Source organism: Pseudomonas psychrophila HA-4 (genome assembly GCF_000282975.1).
Lineage (GTDB): Bacteria > Pseudomonadota > Gammaproteobacteria > Pseudomonadales > Pseudomonadaceae > Aquipseudomonas > Aquipseudomonas psychrophila_A.
Window position 1 is genome coordinate 24387 of record NZ_ALJC01000119.1, and the last position, 19819, is coordinate 44205.

Here is a 19819-nt window from a genome sequence, read left to right on the forward strand (position 1 = left end):
CCTCATTATTCATTCGCCGACGCTGATTTTCAGGCCGGCCGCTATAGCAAAAGGTGTCAGGGTTACTGCCAGGGCGGTCAGGCTACCCAGCCATAACAGATAACCGGTCGCAGGCATGCCTTGTAATGCCGCTTGCAACGCGCCACTGCCAAGGATCAGCACCGGGATATACAAGGGCAAAATCAGCAACGCCAGCAGTAAGCCACCGCGTTTAAGCCCCACCGTCAGCGCGGCGCCCACGGCACCCAACAAACTCAGCACCGGCGTGCCGAGCAGTAACGACATCAACAACACCGGCAAACAGGCCACCGGCAATCCCAGCATCAGCGCCAGCAATGGTGACAAAATCACCAGCGCCAGCCCGGAAAACGCCCAGTGTGCCAGTACCTTGGCCAATACCAGTAGTGGCAAGGGGTGCGACGAAAGGACCCACTGCTCCAGTGACCCGTCTTCGAAATCACTACGAAATAGCCCGTCCAGCGAGAGCAGAACCGATAAAAGTGCAGCCACCCACAGCAAGCCGGGGGACAAGGTTTGCAACAATTGAGTCTCAGGGCCAACGGCCAACGGAAACATGGCGATCACAATCGCGAAAAAAACCAGCGGGTTCGCCAACTCGGCAGGACGCCGAAACAATAAACGCGCTTCACGCGCCAGCAACGATGCAAACACACTCATACGGCCCATCGCCCCAAATCAAGATCGCGATAACCGGCAGGCACTCGGGTCAACGTATGGTGAGTGGTCAGCACCACCAAGCCTCCGCGTTCGCAGTGGCGGGCCAAATGTTCTTCAAGTTGCGCCACACCTTGTTTATCCAACGCGGTAAACGGTTCGTCGAGAATCCACAGCGCCGGGCTGTCCAGGTGCAGGCGAGCCAACGCTACTCGCCGCTGCTGCCCGGCCGACAAGGTGTGGCACGGCACATCTTCAAACCCCTTTAGACCAACGGCGGCCAGTGCCGCCCAAATCGCTTCGCGGCTCGCGGGGCGATGCAGGGCACAAAGCCAACTGAGGTTTTCTTCGGCGGTGAGCAAGTCCTTGATTCCGGCCGCGTGGCCGATCCAGAGCAAGTGACTGGCCAACGCTGCGCGCTGCCCATTCAAGGCCTGCCCGTTGAGCCGTATTTCGCCCGCTGTCGGTTGCATCAGGCCCGCTAACAAACGCAGCAGACTGGTTTTACCACTGCCATTGGGGCCGCTGATTTGCAGCATGTCGCAGGGGCTCAGTCGCAATTCAAGATTTTCAAACAACAGACGCCAATCACGCTCACAAGCGAGCGCTACGGCTTCTAGAAGAGGGCTGGTCACGTAATTGAGGCCTTCACGGTTCAAGTCGGCGCGGGCGGGGCCGTTAAAGTGATGCAGCATAAATGCATTTACGGCCTGTATAAGAGAGCTGGATCAAAGAATTGTGTTGTTTTTCAAGCCCCTTAACCAACGGGGCAGCATTATACATGCCATGTCCTACTCTAAAGAGGGCAATTTCGACAGGTTGTGACGATGAAAAGCGATATGAATATTCCCCACATCCCACAAGCTGCGCCCACCAACCTACGCCCCAGTGCTGTCGGTGGCGAAGTGCTCAAGCTGCTGCAACCCCTGGATGGCCTGATCGGGCCGGGCCAAAGTGCTCAGGCGCAAGTTTTGTCTCTCAAGCAAGGCGATGCGGTGTTTGAACTGCTGCTCAAATTGACCCTCGACAGCGGCCAGCAAACTCACGTGCAGGTTAACAGCAACCAGCCCTTGCCTCTGGGCACGCTACTGTCGGTGACTCAACCATCACCTGGCAACCTGGCAATTAGTGTGCAACAAGCCTTGAGCAGCAGCGCTGCCACCCTCACCCGCCTTGATCCGCAACAATTTCCGTCGGGCACGCTGCTACAAGGCAAGGTGCTAAGCACTCAAGTATTGCCACAAGCGGCTGGACAACCCACGGTCTATCGCTCGCTGGTGACCTTGCTCAACACCGCCCTGAGCGGCAACACACTGCTCGTCGACAGCCCACAGCCCTTGCGCATCGCCAGTTTGCTGACCGCACAGGTACAAAACAGCCAAACGCTGGACTTCGTGCCACTCAGCGGCCGCCAAGACCAATTGGCCATTGCCCAACAACTGGCCACTCAGCAAGCCCGTCAAGGCTCGCTCGAAGGCCTGTTAACTGCCTTGAAAAATCTCCCGCCAGCAAGCGACAACATGCCGGACGGACTGCGCGGTGCAATCGACAAGCTGCTGAGCGGCTTGCCGACCCCCCAACAACTGAGCAACCCCGGTGCTTTAAGCAGTTCCCTACTTAACAGTGGGGCGTTTCTGGAAGCAAAACTGCTCGGTGGACAGCTGCAAGCGCTGGCCCCGGACATGAAAGCCTCACTACTGCGCCTGATTGCGCATATCCAGCCCGGTGTTCCGGCCAATACCAGCTTTACCCCGGGGGCGGCCGCCAGCACTCAGGCGCAGGCGTTACCAACCTTTGTTCGCAACGCGCTGGGCATGCTTGGCCAGGTCAGCGCCAAACCTCAACCAGGAGGTTTCCCCTTGCCAACGCGCCTGCTGCAAAGCGGCGACGCTGACGACAGCCTGGAAAACTTACTCAAACTCGCCGCTGCCGCTATTTCACGCCTGCAAAGCCATCAACTGGCGAGTCTGGAGCAAAGCGGGCGCACCGCAGACGGTAATCTGCTGACCACTTGGCAATTGGAAATCCCCATGCGCAACGCGCACGACATCGTGCCGTTGCAGGTCAAGTTCCAGCGTGAAGAGCCGCCCCAGCACCAGCCGAATGAGCAACGCGAACACCGCGAAACCAAGGATCAACTGTGGCGCGTCGAACTGGCTTTCGACCTAACACCCTTAGGGCCGCTGCATGTGCAGGCGCAACTGATTCGTGGCAACCTGTCCGGGCAATTGTGGGCGCAACGCAGCGACACGGCCGAACTGATCGCCAGCCAACTGGGCGTGCTGCGTCAGCGCTTAAATGATGCAGGCCTGAGCGTCACCGACCTCGACTGCCACCAAGGCACCCCGCCCCACAGCGGCTCTGCCAAACTTGAACACCGCTGGGTCGACGACACCGCATGAGCGCACACTCCGAACCACGTCAGGCCATTGCCCTCAAATACGACGGTAACCAGGCACCCACCCTGACAGCCAAAGGCGATGACGCACTGGCCGAAGCCATCCTTAAACTGGCCCGCGAGTACGAAGTGCCTATTTATGAGAATGCCGAGCTGGTCAGGTTACTGGCGCGCATGGAATTGGGCGACAGCATCCCGCAGGAGCTGTACCGAACACTGGCCGAAATTATTGCCTTTGCCTGGCAATTGAAAGGTAAATTCCCAGAAGGCTTTGACCCGGATGCCGGGCCGGTGGAACGTGATATTACGCCGCGCTAAACCCCGTAGGCTGCAGATCTTTTAACGATCAAAAGATCCATGCATACCTATACCTTGACATACCTATCAGTTCTGCCAGTAGACAACGCCACTCATACAACCGACCCTGCGTATTTTGAAATACCTGACGGGAGTACCGGGCATGGCCTCTATTTATCGTTATGATCCGATGGATCGATTGATCAATTGTTTGTCAGATACGCAAGCCCTTGGGCTACGCTTTTATTGCGCCAATAAACTGGCCACAGAGATTCAAGGAGTGCTCAGTTACTCGTTGTTCCAATACGATAAAAATGTCCTGGCGCAGCACCGCCAACAAGCACCTCAACAGGAAAACACCCTATTAGCCACTGACCCACAAGGCTCTGTGATTCAAGCAATAAAAAACACACAGCATGATGCCTTTATTTATAACCTTTATGGTCATCAGCCCGATCACAGTGGGCTGGCCAGTCTATTAGGATTTAATGGCGAGCGTTGCGAGCCGCTGACCGGGCATTATTTATTAGGCAATGGCCTTCGCGCATTCAACCCCGTGCTGATGAAGTTCAATAGCCCTGACCCCATGAGTCCATTTGAGGATGGTGGAATAAATGCGTATGCCTATTGCAAAAACGACCCCATTAACTGGAATGATCCATCGGGTAATATTCCCGTAAAGACTCTAATAAAAAAAGCGTCCTCACGTATTGCAATACCAAGGTCAAGGGCTACGGCTACGGCTACGGCTACGGCTACGGCTAGCGAAGCTAGGCGTGCTACGTGGAGGAAGGCAGGACTCAAAATGAATAAAAGAAAAGGCGCTGAATACGCACGCGCCGTCGCCGCTGAAAAACGGGGTGAGTTTATAGGCCGCGTCTCAGTAAATGAGACACCACACGCTCCCGCTGATATCAAGGAAGCTTATCGGCTTGCTCAAGAAGCTTTTGGCTTTAAAGCACTGCCCTCAAGCAACATGGCTCCACATTATATTGACGGTCCTCTCGGTCACCCCTCCGCAGTCGACACTTCAGCATTTTTTGCAACACATGACTATTTAGGGAACATAAAATACACACTACAAAAAATACCTAGCCATCAAAGAAGCCCGAGCCAAGCAAGCAAACTAAATACAATTAAAATTCAATTAATTAACAACAAAAAAAACCTACTTATCTATATCCACAAAACACTAAGCAACATCCGAAACCATTAACTATTCACTTTTAAAAGTTAAACATTCCATCTTTCGATCAATACGTTGTTCTGCAAGAGAAGTTCAATTTCAACCCTTATGCATCTTGCTCATCAACTCAGCCTCAGCCTGGGTCAACCCGCACGATTGGGTCAATTCGTCGACGCTGGCACCCATGCCCACCAACCGCGCGGCCTGATCAAACGACAGGCTGGTCGGGTCGCGCTGCTCCAGGCGGGTCAGTTTTTCAGGCAGGGGCGCAACGACAGAGCGCATTTCATGCAGTTCTTCGCCCATTTGCACGTTGCCGTTCTGGTAGGTGTCCAGGCGGCGGCTGAGTTCTTTGAGGCGGCGATCGCGCTGGGCATCGGCCACGGCCTGCCGCGTCGCTACCACGCGCTGTTTGCGCACGTACGTCACGAACACATACAGACTGGCTGCCCACAGCAGCCCTAGCACGATTACCGCCACCTCAAGGATCAATCAGATGTTCTCCAGGTCCGACCATTCTTCTTCGGTCATCATTTTGTCCAGTTCAACCAGAATCAGCAGTTCGCCGTTCTTGTTGCAGACGCCCTGAATAAACTTAGCAGACTCGTCGTTGCCCACGTTGGGCGCCGTTTCGATTTCAGACTGACGCAGGTAAACCACTTCAGCCACGCTGTCGACCAAAATTCCGACCACTTGCTTGTCGGCCTCGATGATGACGATACGAGAGTTGTCGCTGATGTCGGCCGGGTTCAAGCCAAAACGCTGACGGGTGTCGATGACCGTTACCACGTTGCCACGCAGGTTGATGATGCCCAACACATAGGCTGGCGCACCCGGTACCGGGGCAATTTCGGTATAGCGCAGCACTTCCTGCACTTGCATCACGTTGATGCCGTAGGTCTCGTTGTCCAGCTTGAAGGTGACCCATTGCAGGATCGGATCTTCGGAACCCTGTGCGGCTGATTGCTTCATTCCCCAAACCCCTGACTAAAACCATAACGGTGTGTGCTGTGTGACCGCGCTCAAGGCCGGTCGCTTATTTGTCTGCTTTGTGATCTGCCATGTGTCTGGCGCCACCACTGGCGATCAAGTCCGCCAACTCAGCTACGTCTAGCAATGCACACATGTGCTCGATCACGGTGCCCGCCAGCCAAGGACGTTGCCCACGATGGGAACGCCATTTGATTTGGTTAGGGTCCAGACGTAACGAGCGGCTGACCTGATGCACCGCCAACCCCCACTCATAGCCCTGGACCGAGATGACGTATTGCAACCCTTCACGGAAATCGTCGCGATAGCGATCAGGCATCACCCAACGGGCCGTGTCGAGTACGTTGAGCTTGCCACTCTGGCTTGGCAGAATGCCCAAAAACCATTCTGGCTGACCAAACAGCGGGGTCAGCTCACGGCCTTCCAGCGAGTAAATCGAGCCCAGGCACACCAGCGGCACAGCCAATGTGAGCCCGGCAACGTCGAACAATAAGCACTCGAACGGCTCGCTCGCCCACGCGGGGCGCCCGTCATCCTGAACCGCCAAGCGCGTACCCGACGCACTCGCACGATGCACCTCAACCAGAGGCGGCACCCACAACTCGGCACTCGGAATGACCGCAGACAGTTCCAGCGGCACCGCCACTTCTACCTGAGCAGCGCGTGCATCACGCACCTGTTCTTCACGCACGGCAGCGGCAAAATCCTCCAGCGCTTCAGGCTCGGGCTCGGGCTCGGGCAGCGGGACGTCATCCAGCACCTCTTGCGTGGCATCAAACAACAAGGTGTCCAAGTAAGACTGCAACGCCACTTGCGGGCTCGTAGACAGCGCGACCAGTTGCTTCATAAGGTGCCCCCTTCAGCGCCAAGGCGACAAAAACCTAGCAAGGTTGGCAGCTCAACGGAGAGACGTGGATGCGCGCCCATCTCACACCGCCTGCGGCGAAAGTTGCTGAGTCAACATATGTTTGAGCAAGGCGCGATACGCAATCGTGCCACGGCTTTTGTTGTCGAACTGCGAAGGTGTAAGCCCTGCTCGGCTCGCATCACGCAAACGCGTATCGACCGGAATAAAACCTTGCCAAAGCGTTTCGGGGTGCGAATCGCGCAACACCCGCAAGGTGCTCATCGAGGCCTGGGTACGGCGATCGAACAAGGTTGGCACGATGCAGAATGGCAACGCCTGCTGGCGCGAACGGTTGATCATCGCCAGTGTATTGACCATGCGTTCCAGCCCCATCAGCGCCAGGTGCTCGGTTTGCACCGGGATCACCAACTGCTGGCTGGCCGCCAATGCATTGACCATCAGCACGCCAAGCAAGGGCGGGCTATCAATGATCGCGTAATCGTAGTCTTGCCACAGTTGAGCCAGGGCACGAGCGATCACCAACCCCAGACCACTTTGCCCGGGCGATTGGCGCTCTAGCGTGGCAAGCGCAGTGCTGGCCGGCAACAAGGCAATCTGCTCGTTGCTGGTGGACAACAGCAATTGCGCGGTCAGGCCTTCGGGTACCTGACCCTTGTGCAAAAACAGATCGTAATTGCTGTGTTCAAGGGCGTCCGGGTCATAACCGAAATAACTGGTCATGGAACCGTGCGGGTCGAGATCGACCACGACCACGCGCTTGCCCGCCTCAGCCAGCAAACCGGCCAGAGCGATGGATGTGGTGGTCTTGCCGACTCCACCTTTTTGATTAGCTACTGCCCAGACTCTCATTCAGTTGTTCCTCCCGGCTGCACTTTGCCGGCCGAGAATTGACATGCACTTATAGGGACGGTGACGGGGAATTGACACCATTCCCACGAACCAGCGGCGTTGTATGCGGCGGTGCAGTTTGTGTGCCAGCCCGCTTAAGGGCCGCATCCGGTGTTGCATTGGAGGTACCGCTGCCGGTCAGGCTGCGACGCACTTCCAGATTACGGGACACCACCAACACCACTCGACGGTTGCGTGCACGCCCTTCGGGCGTGTCGTTATTGGCCACCGGCTGAAACTCGGCGTACCCCACTGAGGCCATACGTGCAGGGTTAACACCTTGCATCGCCATCATGCGCACAATGCTGGCCGAGCGTGCCGAGGACAATTCCCAGTTGGTGGGATATTGCACGGTGCGGATCGGCAAATTATCAGTGAACCCTTCGACATGAATCGGATTGTCGAAAGGTTTGAGGATCGCTGCCACCTTGTCGATGATGCTGAACGCCAAATCGCTGGGCATCGCATCGCCGCTGCCAAACAGCAGGCTAGAGTTGAGTTCAATCTCGACCCACAGCTCGTTACCGCTCACGGTCATTTGGTGGGAGGCAATCAAATCGCCAAAGCTTTGGGTCATGTCATTGGCAATGGTTTTAAGCGGGTCATCCGGAATCTGCCCAAGTCCGGCATCGGTATGTTCGCTGTCTTTGATCAGAGGCTCGGCCGGCTTGCTGGTCAGCGGCCGCTCATCGCCTATCGGAATAGGCTTGATGCTGCGCTCGCTGTCCTTGAACACCCCAACCAGCGCCTCGGAAACCACTTTGTATTTGCCTTCGTTGATCGACGAAATCGAGTACATGACCACAAAAAAAGCAAACAGCAAGGTGATGAAGTCCGCGTAGGACACCAGCCAGCGTTCGTGATTGACGTGCTCTTCGACAGCGCGACGGCGGCGACTCATGGTTATCCCGTAAACCCTTGAAGCTTGAGTTCGATGGCCCGCGGGTTTTCGCCTTCGGCAATTGAGAGGATGCCTTCGAGCAGCATTTCGCGGTACAGCGATTGCCGCGCGGCAATGCCCTTGAGCTTGCTGGCAATAGGCAGCAATACCAAGTTGGCACTGGCCACCCCGTAAATGGTTGCCACAAAGGCCACGGCAATCCCGCTGCCCAATTGGGTCGGGTCTGCCAGATTGCCCATTACATGGATCAAGCCCATGACGGCACCAATGATGCCGATGGTGGGCGCATAGCCGCCCATGCATTCAAAGACTTTGGCAGCGTCGATATCGCGGCTTTCCTGGGTCATGTAATCAACCTCCAGCACGCTGCGAATGGCCTCGGGCTCAACCCCATCGACCAGCAACTGCAGGCCTTTGCGCGCATAACTGTCAGGCTCGGCGTCGGCCACGCCTTCAAGGCCGAGCAAGCCTTCCTTGCGTGCCGTGAGGCTCCAGTTGACGACCCGGTCGACCCCGCCTGCCATGTCGATGTGCGGCGGAAACAAAATCCAGCCCACGGTCTGTATGGCCCGTTTGAAAGCGCTCATGGGTGACTGCAATAACGCCGCACCGATGGTGCCGCCGAGTACGATCAGCGCTGCCGGACCGTTGGCCAGGGCTCCAAAGTGCCCTCCTTCCAGATAGTTGCCGCCAATAATCGCGACAAAGGCCATGATGATTCCGATCAGGCTAAGGACGTCCATTAATGACAGGCCTCAATCAGATGCCGCCCCATGTCGTCGAGGCTGTATACCGCGTCCGCCAGACCGGCTTTAACAATGGCCATGGGCATGCCGTAAATCACACAGCTCGCTTCGTCTTGCGCCCACACCTGACTGCCGCCCTGTTTGAGCAGGCGCGCACCCTCGCGACCGTCCGCGCCCATGCCCGTCAAAACCACCGCCAAAACTTTGTCACCATAAGACTTAGCCGCAGAACCAAAGGTGATATCGACACACGGCTTGTAGTTCAGACGCTCATCGCCTGGCAGGATTCTGACCGTGCCGCGGCCGTCGATCATCATTTGCTTGCCGCCAGGCGCCAGCAAGGCCAGACCTGGGCGCAAGGTATCACCGTCTTCAGCCTCCTTGACGCTGATGCGGCACAGTTTGTCTAGGCGCTCGGCAAAAGCCTTGGTGAACGCCGCTGGCATGTGTTGCACCAACACGATGGGCGCCGGAAAGTTACCCGGCAATTGGGTCAATACCCGTTGCAACGCCACCGGGCCACCCGTGGAAGTGCCAATGGCCAGCAGCTTGTAGGCCTTTCGTTTTGGCGCCGGTGAATGGGGGACTGGCGCCGGGGCCGCGCGACTGGTAATCGGCGGGGTCCGCACAGGCGCCGGAGCGGCTACTGGCGTCGTAAAACCGCCGAGTGCCGGACGGCTAACCGGCGCAGGCGTGGGAGCAGGCACTGGCGTCGGCGCGCTGTAGCTGGGCAGACGCCGGTTACTGCGCGAAATGCTGTGTACTTTTTCGCACAGCATTTGTTTGACTTTGTCTGGGTTTCGCGAGATGTCTTCGAAGTTCTTCGGCAGGAAGTCCACCGCCCCAGCGTCCAGCGCATCGAGCGTTACCCGGGCGCCTTCGTGGGTCAGCGAAGAAAACATCAATACCGGCGTCGGACAGCGCTGCATGATGTGACGCACAGCGGTGATGCCGTCCATCAACGGCATTTCGTAATCCATGGTGATCACGTCGGGCTTGAGCGCCAGCGCCTGATCGATGGCTTCCTTGCCATTCGTGGCGGTGCCGATCACCTGAATTGTCGGGTCAGCGGACAAAATTTCCGAGACACGGCGGCGGAAAAAACCAGAATCGTCCACCACCAGGACCTTGACTACCATAAACACTCCGTTAGGCGGCGTGGGGCACCAGCGCCCCGCGCGACCAGAATCAAATACGCCGTGAGGCGTAGTGCTTGAGCATGCTCGGCACATCCAGGATCAAGGCAATACGACCGTCACCGGTAATGGTGGCGCCCGACATGCCAGGCGTGCCCTGAAGCATTTTGCCCAACGGTTTGATGACCACTTCTTCCTGGCCAACCAGTTGATCAACCACAAAGCCGATGCGCTGGGTGCCCACCGACAAAATCACCACATGCCCTTCGCGTTGCTCTTCGTGCTCGGCCGAAGCCACCAGCCAACGCTTGAGGTAAAACAACGGCAGCGCTTTGTCGCGCACGATCACTACTTCTTGACCATCGACCACGTTGGTACGCGACAGGTCGAGGTGAAAGATTTCGTTGACGTTAACCAGCGGGAAAGCAAACGCCTGATTGCCCAGCATCACCATTAGCGTCGGCATGATCGCCAGGGTCAGCGGCACCTTGATCACAATCTTCGAGCCTTTGCCCAGGGTCGACTCAATGGCCAGCGAGCCGTTGAGTTGGGCGATTTTGGTTTTCACCACGTCCATGCCCACGCCACGGCCAGACACATCGGAAATCTCGGTTTTGGTCGAGAAGCCAGGCGCAAAAATCAAGTTATAGCAATCGTTGTCGCTCAGGCGGTCGGCAGCGTCTTTGTCCATCAAGCCTTTTTTGACGGCAATGGCGCGCAGCACATTGGCGTCCATGCCTTTGCCGTCATCCGAGATCGATAGCAGGATATGGTCGCCTTCCTGCTCGGCCGACAGAATCACTCGCCCACAACGCTGCTTGCCAGCGGCTTCACGCTCTTCCGGGGTTTCGCAACCATGGTCGACTGCGTTACGCACCAAGTGCACCAATGGATCGGCCAGCGCCTCAACCAAGTTTTTGTCGAGGTCGGTTTCTTCGCCCACCAGTTCCAGGCTGATTTCTTTTTTCAGTTGGCGCGCCAAATCGCGTACCAGACGTGGGAAGCGACCGAAGACTTTCTTGATCGGTTGCATCCGGGTCTTCATGACCGAGGTTTGCAGGTCAGCGGTGACCACATCGAGATTAGACAACGCCTTGGCCATGGCTTCGTCGTGACTGTTGAGGCCCAGACGTACCAATCGGTTACGCACCAGCACCAGCTCGCCCACCATGTTCATGATTTCGTCGAGCCGTGCGGTGTCGACCCGCACGGTGGTTTCGGCCTCGGAGGCGGTCGGTTTCTCTGCCGGAGGAGCCGTTGCACGCGCGGGCGCAGAACGCGGCGCACCCGCGTTGGTGTCAGGTTTTTTTGCGACCGGCGCGGCAACAGCCACAGGCGCCGGGGCTATCGCCGCCGCAACAGCCGGGCTTTGGGCCGAGAACTTACCTTTGCCGTGCAGCTCGTCGAGCAACGCTTCAAATTCGTGATCGCTGATGTGATCGGGGTGCGTCTCGGGGGCCAGCTCAGTCGGCCCGGCCGCTACCTCCGTTGGCGCAGTCGCAACGGCGTCTAGCGCATCAGCACTGAACGAACCCTTGCCATGCAACTGATCAAGCAAGGCTTCAAATTCGTCGTCAGTGATCTCATTGCTGGCGGCCACGGGCTCAGCGGGTGCAACACCCGGCGCGGTCCGGGAAACAGCATCCGGGGAGAACCGGCCTTTACCATGCAATTGGTCAAGCAATGACTCGAACTCGGCGTCGCTGATTTCGTCGTTAAGCGGGGCAACTTCAGTGGCCGCAGTCACGTGCTCTGCGTCAGCCTTGACTGCGTTCAGCGAGTCGAGCAGCAGCTCAAATTCGTTGTCAGTGATATCGACGATGTCGTTGCTTGGCGTGCTTGCCACTGCCGCTGCAACGGGCTCTGGTGCAGCTGACACCTGAGTCGTAGCGGGCTCAGCCAGTCGCGCCAGCGCCGCAAGCAGCTCGGGTGTGGCCGCAGTAATCGGGCTGCGTTCGCGTACTTGCGCAAACATCCCGTTGACCGCGTCCAGCGCCTCAAGCACCACGTCCATCAGCTCCGAGTCGACGCCGCGCTCACCCTTGCGCAGGATGTCGAAGACGTTTTCGGCAATGTGGCAGCACTCCACCAGCTCATTGAGCTGCAAGAAGCCGGCGCCCCCTTTTACAGTGTGAAAACCGCGAAAAATAGCATTGAGCAAGTCTGCATCATCCGGTCGGCTTTCCAGCTCAACCAGTTGTTCGGACAGCAACTCTAAAATTTCGCCGGCTTCAACCAGAAAATCCTGAAGGATTTCTTCATCGGCGCCGAAGCTCATGTACGTGCTCCTTGAAGTAGGGACTTTCAGCGCCGGACAACTGCGCCCGCACGCCTACTCAAGACCTAGAAACCTAAACTGGACAACAAATCGTCTACATCATCCTGGCCGGATACGACGTCACTACGCTTATCGGCATGAATCTGCGGACCTTCACCCTTAGCTAGGTTTTTTTGCGAATTATTTTCAGCACGCAGCGCATCACGGTCATGTTCGATCCCGGCGAAGCGATCGACTTGGCTGGCCATCAGCACCAATTTGAGCAAATTGCGTTCAACGTCCGTGACCAACTGCGTGACGCGCTTGATCACCTGACCGGTGAGGTCTTGGTAATCCTGGGCCAGCAGAATGTCAGTCAGATTGCTGGAAACAATCTGCTGCTCGGCTTCACTTCGCGTCAAAAAACTGTCAACCCGATGCGCCAGCTCACGAAACTCTTGCGCACCGACTTCACGGCGCATGAATCGCCCCCAGTCGGCACTCAAGGCTTTGGCTTCCTGACCGAGGCCATTGACCAGCGGCGTACAGTGCTCGACCAGATCCATGGTCCGATTGGCGGCGGCTTCCGTCAGCTTCACAACATAAGCCAAACGCTCAGTGGCATCCGTGATCTGCGACACTTCTTCAGCGCGCGGCATGGTCGGATCAATATGAAAATCGACAATCGCGCTGTGCAATTCGCGCGTCAGCTTGCCGACTTCCCGGTACAGACCGCGATCACGGGTCTGGTTCAGCTCATGAATCAATTGCACGGCGTCGCCAAACTGGCCTTTTTCCAGGCTTTCGACCAGTTCGTGAGCATGTTTTTTGAGGGTCGATTCAAACTCGCCCGTTGTTGAATCCATCTGCTCCATTGCGCCCCCCAGGGAACCATTCAACCGATGCGATCGAAGATCTTCTCGATCTTGTCTTTGAGTGCGATAGCGGTAAACGGCTTGACCACATAGCCGTTCACGCCAGCTTGAGCGGCTTCAATGATCTGCTCACGCTTGGCCTCGGCAGTCACCATCAGCACGGGCAAATGCTTAAGTTTTTCGTCCGCGCGTACATGGCGCAGCAGTTCGATACCGGTCATGCCAGGCATGTTCCAGTCAGTCACCAAAAAGTCGATGTGACCCAGATTGAGGATCGGAAGCGCAGTCGTGCCGTCATCCGCCTCGACCGTGTTGGTGAACCCGAGGTCACGCAACAGGTTTTTAATGATCCGCCTCATCGTTGAAAAATCATCAACGATGAGGATTTTCATATTCTTGTCCAATTCGACCTCCAAGCAGTCTTAAACGCGCCCTGTTTCTGAACGCGTCATTTCAATCAATTCGGTGCATTTAACAATCGATATGCCTGCGGCAGCGGCTACAGGATTTGCGTACGCCTTAGTGCGCTCGCCACTGGCCCAAACGCGCGCGCAAGCGTGCTGCGCACTGGCTGTGCAGTTGACTGACCCGCGACTCGCTCACCCCCAGCACCTCACCGATTTCCTTGAGGTTGAGTTCCTCGTCGTAATACAGCGCCAGCACCAGCCGTTCGCGCTCCGGCAATAGGCTGATGGCTTCGGCCAGCGCGGCCTGAAAGCGTTCATCTTCCAGGTCTCGCGACGGCTCAAGGTGAGCACTGGCGCCATCTTCATGCAGCCCTTCGTGTTCGCCGTCCTGCAACAGGTCGTCGAAACTGAACAGGCGGCTGCCCAGGGTGTCGTTCAAGATGGCGTAATAATCATCAAGGCTTAACTTAAGTTCGGCCGCAACTTCGTGATCTTTAGCGTCACACCCGGTTTTAGCTTCAATTACCCGAATGGCATCACTGACCATGCGCGTATTGCGGTGCACCGAACGCGGCGCCCAGTCACCCTTGCGCACTTCATCGAGCATGGCGCCACGAATGCGGATACCCGCGTAGGTCTCAAAACTCGCGCCCTTGGTGGCGTCGTATTTGCTCGACACTTCAAGCAGGCCGATCATGCCAGCCTGAATCAGGTCGTCTACCTGCACGCTGGCGGGCAAACGCGCCAGCAGGTGATACGCAATGCGCTTAACCAGCGGCGCGTAGCGCTCTATCAGCTCATATTGGCTGTCACGCGACGGCTTGCTGTACATGCGATAGCCGCTGGCAGTCATTAGACCCGTCCCCCACCCGCTTGCTGTACCAAGCGCTCGACAAAGAATTCCAGATGACCACGCGGGTTAGCCGGCAACGGCCAGGTATCCACCTTCTGGGCAATGGCCTTAAACGCCAGCGAACACTTGGAACGCGGGAAAGCTTCGTACACAGCACGCTGCTTTTGCACAGCCTTACGAACACATTCGTCGTAGGGCACGGCGCCGACGTATTGCAGGGCCACGTCCAAGAAACGGTCAGTCACTTTGGTCAATTTGGCGAACAGATTGCGCCCTTCCTGAGGGCTCTGAGCCATGTTCGCCAACACCCGGAAGCGGTTCATGCCGTAGTCACGATTGAGCAGCTTGATTAAGGCGTAGGCATCGGTGATTGAGGTCGGCTCGTCGCATACCACGAGCAGCACTTCCTGGGCGGCGCGCACAAAACTCACCACCGACTCGCCAATCCCAGCGGCCGTGTCGATGACCAGCACATCCAGGTTATCGCTCAGATCGCTGAAGGCCTGAATCAGGCCCGCATGTTGCGCAGGGCTCAAGTGCACCATGCTCTGGGTGCCCGAAGCCGCTGGCACGATACGAATCCCACCGGGGCCTTGGAGCAATACGTCACGCAGCTCACAACGACCCTCGACCACATCGGCCAGGGTAAATTTGGGGGTCAGGCCCAGCAGAACATCAACATTCGCCAACCCAAGGTCGGCGTCCATCAACATGACGCGCCGACCCATTTCGGCCAATGCGATGGACAAATTGACTGACACATTAGTTTTACCGACGCCACCCTTGCCGCCGGTCACTGCGATCACCTGTACGGGATGCATGCTGCCCATGATCTTTTTTACCTTGTCTTACTTAGACGCGGCTACAGAGACTGCTGCGTGTTCCCCAGGAACAACACCGTGCAGACCATCAATGTAGGTACATTGCAACGTAATCATCGCTACCTCAGCCAACCCGTTTGGGCGGGCTGTGGTAGATATCAGCGAACATATCGGCCATGGCTTCTTCGCTGGGTTCTTCTTGCATTTGCACACTGACGGCCCGACTAACCAATTGGTGACGACGCGGCAGGTGAAGGTCGTCGGGGATCCGTGGACCATCGGTGAGATACGCCACCGGCAACGCGTGACCGATTGCCAAGCTCAACACCTCGCCCAGACTCGCCGTTTCATCCAGTTTGGTAAGAATGCAACCCGCCAGCCCGCAGCGTTTGTAACTGAGATAAGCCGCCGCCAGGACTTGTTTCTGGCTGGTCGTGGCCAACACGAGGTAGTTGCGCGCCTTGATCCCGCGCCCCGCGAGGCTATCGAGTTGCAGGCGCAGCGCCGGGTCGCTGGCTTGCAGGCCCGCGGTATCAACCAGCACCACGCGCTTGCGCACCAGCGGCTCAAGGGTTTGGCCCAACGACTGGCCGGGGGCCACGTGGGTCACCGGTACATTCAAAATGCGCCCCAGGGTTTTAAGCTGCTCCTGGGCGCCGATACGAAAGCTATCCATGCTCACCAATGCGATATTTTGCGCGCCGTACTTGAGTACATAACGCGCCGCCAGCTTAGCCAGCGTTGTGGTTTTTCCCATGCCTGCGGGACCGACCATCGCGATCACGCCGCCCTCTTCAAGCGGCTCCAGCTCCGGGGTCGTAATCATGCGCGCCAGGTACGCCAACAACATCCGCCAGGCCTGACGCGGCTCATCTATCTGTGCCACTTGCGCCAACAAATCACGTGACAGCGGACCGGACAAACCGATGCGCTGCAAACGACGCCACAAGTTGGCCTGTTCGGGCCTTGAGCCTTGCAACTGGTTCCAGGCCAGCGAGCCCAGTTGCACTTCGAGCAACTCACGCAGGCCATTGAGCTCGTTGCGCATATTATCGAAAGCACGCTGATCAATCGACGCTGCAGGCGCGGGAAGCGGGCGCGGGGGTTCTACGAGTGTGGGCTCAATCAAGGGTTCGGCAGCCGTCAGCGGCAAGCCTGCGAACAATTGACGGCTCGCCTCGGCATCGCCCTCACCGCGCAGACTCAACTCAGCTTGGGCCGAGACAATCTTCGACTGGGTCTTGCGCAGCTCTTCTTCCAGTTCGACGTTGGGCACCCTAGGTGCCAGCGCGGACAGTTTGTAGTCCAGCGCCGCGGTCAACTCAACGCCACCCGCGATCCGGCGATTGCCAATAATGGCGGCATCAGCCCCCAATTCGTCCCGAATGAGTTTCATGGCCTGACGCATGTCGGCGGCGAAAAATCGCTTCACTTGCATAAATCAAACCCTCAGCCGTTAGGGCCAACTGTCGCAACAATCGTCACTTGCTTGTTGTCAGGAATTTCCTGGTACGCCAGCACGTGCAGGTTAGGCACAGCCAAACGGCCAAACCGCGAAAGCATAGCGCGTACCGGGCCGGCCACCAGCAAGATCACTGGATTGCCTTGCATTTCCTGACGCTGAGCCGCATCGATCAACGAACGTTGGAGTTTTTCAGCCATGCTTGGCTCCAGCAAAACACCGTCTTCCTGACCTTGACCTGCCTTCTGCAAACTATTCAGCAATATTTGTTCCAACCTTGGCTCCAAGGTAATCACAGGCAGCTCAGACTCAACGCCGACAATGCTTTGCACGATGGCGCGAGACAAGCCGACCCGCACAGCGGCAACCAACGCGGCAGTATCTTGACTCTTATGGGCATTGTTCGCGACAGCCTCGGCAATGCTGCGTATATCGCGCACCGGCACCTGTTCGGCCAGCAGCGCCTGCAAGACCTTAAGCAACTGCGACAGACTCAAGACACCCGGCACCAACTCTTCGGCCAATTTAGGTGAAGACTTGGCCAGCAACTGCATCAATTGCTGCACTTCTTCATGGCCAATCAGCTCGTGGGAGTGCTTGTACAGAATCTGATTCAGGTGCGTCGCCACGACGGTACTGGCATCGACCACGGTATAGCCCAGTGATTGCGCCTGACTGCGCTGACTGACTTCGATCCACACCGCTTCTAGGCCAAAGGCTGGGTCTTTGGCGGTAATCCCGTTAAGAGTGCCGAACACCTGGCCAGGGTTAATCGCCAGCTCACGGTCTGGGTAAATCTCGGCCTCGGCCAAAATCACCCCCATCAGGGTCAGGCGGTATGCACTGGGCGCCAAATCGAGGTTGTCGCGAATGTGTACAGTCGGCATCAAAAAGCCCAAGTCTTGAGACAGCTTTTTACGCACACCCTTGATCCGCGCCAGCAACTGCCCACCCTGATTGCGGTCCACCAACGGGATCAGGCGATAGCCCACTTCCAGCCCGATCATGTCGATGGGCGTGACGTCGTCCCAACCCAGCTCCTTGGTTTCTTGGGCGCGGGCTGGCGAAGGCAGCAGCTCTTGCTGGCGCTTCACCTCTTGCAGAGCCTGCACCTTGACCACGTTTTGTTTTTTCCACATCAGGTAAGCCGCGCCACCGGCGACGGCGGCCAGGCTGAGGAATGAAAAGTGCGGCATGCCGGGCACCATCCCCATCACCGCCATCAGGCCCGCCGACACAGCCAGCGCCTTGGGGGATGCGAACATCTGGCGATTGATCTGCTTACCCATGTCTTCGGAGCCCGAGGCACGGGTCACCATGATCGCGGCAGCCGTCGATAACAGCAGCGACGGCAATTGCGCCACCAGACCGTCACCGATGGTCAGCAAGGCGTATACCTTGCCAGCTTCGCTGAACGTCATGCTGTGCTGGAAAATACCGACCGCCATGCCACCGATCAGGTTGATAAACAGAATCAACAAACCGGCGATAGCGTCACCGCGCACGAACTTGCTGGCACCGTCCATCGAGCCGTAGAACTCAGCCTCTTGGGCGACTTCCTGACGGCGCAGCTTGGCTTGGTTTTGATCGATCAAGCCAGCGTTAAGGTCGGCGTCAATCGCCATTTGTTTGCCGGGCATGGCGTCGAGGGTGAACCGCGCGCTGACCTCGGAAATACGCCCGGCACCTTTGGTCACCACCACAAAGTTGATGATCATCAAAATCGCGAACACCACGATACCGACCACGTAGTTGCCGCCGATCACCACCTCACCGAATGCCTGAATCACCTTACCGGCAGCGGCGTGACCCTCTTGACCGTGGAGCATCACCACCCGGGTCGAGGCCACGTTGAGCGCCAGTCGCATTAACGTCGCGACCAACAAAATGGTCGGGAACACGGCGAAATCAAGGGGCCGCAGCGCATAAACGCACACCAGTAGCACCACAATCGACAACGCGATGTTGAAGGTAAAAAACACATCCAGGAGAAAAGCTGGGATGGGCAGCATCATCATGGCCAGCATCACCAGCAACAACAGCGGCACACCCAACTGCCCCTGACCCAAACCGGCCAGACCGTTGCGTGCGGTGTTGATTAACTGAGAGCGATCCAATGACATTGCGACAAACCTTTAGCAAACTTTTGACGCCAGATGCGGCTTGGGGCCTGCCACTGCAAGAAGCCTTCCAACTTTGGCAAATGGCCACATGATCTACGCATAGCTGCTGAGCACCAAGCCTCGTAGCAGTTGCCGAGCGTGCGAGGCTACGTCCGATTGCGCAGCGATCGTAAAGTCTGAGAGCCCGATTTAACTGAAAGACCGCGACAGCCTGTTTACGACTGCTACGCAGCCGGACGTAGCCTCGCACGCTCGGCAACTGCTACGGGCTGGTAGACGCCTTCAACAAAGAAGGTATTGAGGGTTACACCGGCTTCAAGCGCCAGCCCAGCACATCGAGCACGTCGCAGCCATCGCGCAGCAGCATCATGGCGGTGGTTGCCAAGTGTTTAAGGTCAACGGCGTCGGCGTTTTGTACGTCGCGGCTGGCGAAGGTTTCCATCAATTGAGTCACCGCCAAAACGCGGGCAGCGGCATTGGCATGCAACACGTCGAGTGGCGCGTTGCGATCAATCAACAAGGCGGGAATCGTGCAGTCGATGGCGGTTAGCGGGATATAGGGAGAATGCGTCATGAGTGATTTCCAATGGTTAAAAGCAAAAGCTCCCATCGTCGCCAAACGAATGGGTGGCAGCTGTGCGTAGGTTGGCGAACCGGATAACCATAGAAATCCCGGCAGACCCGAAGATCTCCCACGCACAACCGCCATAAAGCCAAGCAATACACAAATCGTGCGCGCAAGGACTCACAACGCTTCTGCATCTATGGTTAAGTTCCAAGTCGCCAAACCTGGTCGCCGAGAGGGCGAGCGCGGACTATAAGCGTCGAGGGACAAATGCGGCAAGCGGCAAACCTGTACGACGCTGCCGATAAATGGGTGGGCTTTGTTTTTGATCTAAAAATTGCATCTGTCGCCACGCGATTGTGTAGTCGACT

20 protein-coding genes are annotated in these 19819 nt (G+C 57.2%); 3 read left to right on the forward strand and 17 right to left on the reverse strand.

What is annotated here, in order from left to right:
* Positions 1-9: 9 nt before the first annotated feature.
* The gene (gene ccmB, locus B347_RS0120445) at positions 10-678 is read right to left on the reverse strand and encodes a heme exporter protein CcmB (protein WP_026014316.1); all 669 of its coding nucleotides are present in this window, start codon (positions 676-678) and stop codon (positions 10-12) included.
* Complete coding sequence (gene ccmA, locus B347_RS0120450; protein ID WP_026014317.1) at positions 675-1310, reverse strand: cytochrome c biogenesis heme-transporting ATPase CcmA; 636 nt, start codon at positions 1308-1310, stop codon at positions 675-677. The genes ccmB and ccmA overlap by 4 nt, the downstream gene beginning before the upstream one ends.
* Before the next feature lie 192 nt (positions 1311-1502).
* Between ccmA and B347_RS0120455 the strand changes: the two genes are divergently transcribed.
* From B347_RS0120455 to B347_RS25630, 3 genes are all read left to right on the forward strand, one after another.
* Positions 1503-3077, forward strand: coding sequence for a flagellar hook-length control protein FliK (locus tag B347_RS0120455; protein WP_019411559.1), 1575 nt, complete (start codon positions 1503-1505; stop codon positions 3075-3077).
* Positions 3074-3391, forward strand: coding sequence for an EscU/YscU/HrcU family type III secretion system export apparatus switch protein (locus B347_RS0120460; protein WP_019411560.1), 318 nt, complete (start codon positions 3074-3076; stop codon positions 3389-3391). Before B347_RS0120455 ends, B347_RS0120460 begins: the two co-directional genes overlap by 4 nt.
* Before the next feature lie 142 nt (positions 3392-3533).
* The gene (locus B347_RS25630) at positions 3534-4586 is read left to right on the forward strand and encodes an RHS repeat-associated core domain-containing protein (protein ID WP_019411561.1); all 1053 of its coding nucleotides are present in this window, start codon (positions 3534-3536) and stop codon (positions 4584-4586) included.
* 69 nt (positions 4587-4655) lie between these two features.
* Here the strand turns inward: B347_RS25630 and B347_RS0120470 are convergent, their stop codons facing one another.
* The 15 genes from B347_RS0120470 to B347_RS0120545 form a co-directional block, all read right to left on the reverse strand.
* Positions 4656-5048 carry a DUF2802 domain-containing protein gene (locus tag B347_RS0120470; protein WP_019411562.1) on the reverse strand — a complete coding sequence of 131 codons (393 nt, stop codon included), beginning with the start codon at positions 5046-5048 and terminating at the stop codon, positions 4656-4658.
* The gene (locus B347_RS0120475) at positions 5049-5528 is read right to left on the reverse strand and encodes a chemotaxis protein CheW (RefSeq protein ID WP_019411563.1); all 480 of its coding nucleotides are present in this window, start codon (positions 5526-5528) and stop codon (positions 5049-5051) included.
* Between the two features lie 64 nt (positions 5529-5592).
* Positions 5593-6393, reverse strand: a complete 801-nt coding sequence (locus B347_RS0120480; protein ID WP_019411564.1) for a CheW domain-containing protein — start codon at positions 6391-6393, stop codon at positions 5593-5595.
* Positions 6394-6474: 81 nt separating this feature from the next.
* Positions 6475-7263, reverse strand: coding sequence for a ParA family protein (locus tag B347_RS0120485; protein WP_019411565.1), 789 nt, complete (start codon positions 7261-7263; stop codon positions 6475-6477).
* A gap of 49 nt (positions 7264-7312) precedes the next feature.
* Complete coding sequence (gene motD / locus B347_RS0120490; protein WP_019411566.1) at positions 7313-8203, reverse strand: flagellar motor protein MotD; 891 nt, start codon at positions 8201-8203, stop codon at positions 7313-7315.
* 2 nt (positions 8204-8205) lie between these two features.
* Positions 8206-8946, reverse strand: a complete 741-nt coding sequence (locus tag B347_RS0120495; RefSeq protein ID WP_019411567.1) for a flagellar motor protein — start codon at positions 8944-8946, stop codon at positions 8206-8208.
* Positions 8946-10088 (reverse strand): protein-glutamate methylesterase/protein-glutamine glutaminase, encoded by a 1143-nt coding sequence (locus tag B347_RS0120500; RefSeq protein WP_019411568.1) that lies wholly within the window; start codon positions 10086-10088, stop codon positions 8946-8948. The genes B347_RS0120495 and B347_RS0120500 overlap by 1 nt, the downstream gene beginning before the upstream one ends.
* A gap of 49 nt (positions 10089-10137) precedes the next feature.
* Positions 10138-12363: a chemotaxis protein CheA gene (locus B347_RS0120505; RefSeq protein WP_019411569.1), complete on the reverse strand. Its 2226-nt coding sequence runs from the start codon at positions 12361-12363 to the stop codon at positions 10138-10140.
* Between the two features lie 65 nt (positions 12364-12428).
* Complete coding sequence (locus B347_RS0120510; protein ID WP_026014318.1) at positions 12429-13217, reverse strand: protein phosphatase CheZ; 789 nt, start codon at positions 13215-13217, stop codon at positions 12429-12431.
* Between the two features lie 20 nt (positions 13218-13237).
* Positions 13238-13609, reverse strand: a complete 372-nt coding sequence (locus B347_RS0120515; protein ID WP_019411571.1) for a chemotaxis response regulator CheY — start codon at positions 13607-13609, stop codon at positions 13238-13240.
* A gap of 127 nt (positions 13610-13736) precedes the next feature.
* Positions 13737-14477 (reverse strand): RNA polymerase sigma factor FliA, encoded by a 741-nt coding sequence (gene fliA / locus B347_RS0120520; RefSeq protein ID WP_019411572.1) that lies wholly within the window; start codon positions 14475-14477, stop codon positions 13737-13739.
* Positions 14477-15307 (reverse strand): flagellar synthesis regulator FleN, encoded by an 831-nt coding sequence (gene fleN / locus B347_RS0120525; RefSeq protein WP_019411573.1) that lies wholly within the window; start codon positions 15305-15307, stop codon positions 14477-14479. The genes fliA and fleN overlap by 1 nt, the downstream gene beginning before the upstream one ends.
* A gap of 115 nt (positions 15308-15422) precedes the next feature.
* Positions 15423-16736: a flagellar biosynthesis protein FlhF gene (gene flhF / locus B347_RS0120530; protein ID WP_019411574.1), complete on the reverse strand. Its 1314-nt coding sequence runs from the start codon at positions 16734-16736 to the stop codon at positions 15423-15425.
* A gap of 11 nt (positions 16737-16747) precedes the next feature.
* Positions 16748-18877 (reverse strand): flagellar biosynthesis protein FlhA, encoded by a 2130-nt coding sequence (gene flhA / locus B347_RS0120535; RefSeq protein ID WP_026014320.1) that lies wholly within the window; start codon positions 18875-18877, stop codon positions 16748-16750.
* A gap of 310 nt (positions 18878-19187) precedes the next feature.
* Positions 19188-19457: a hypothetical protein gene (locus tag B347_RS0120545; RefSeq protein WP_019411577.1), complete on the reverse strand. Its 270-nt coding sequence runs from the start codon at positions 19455-19457 to the stop codon at positions 19188-19190.
* Positions 19458-19819 lie beyond the last annotated feature (362 nt).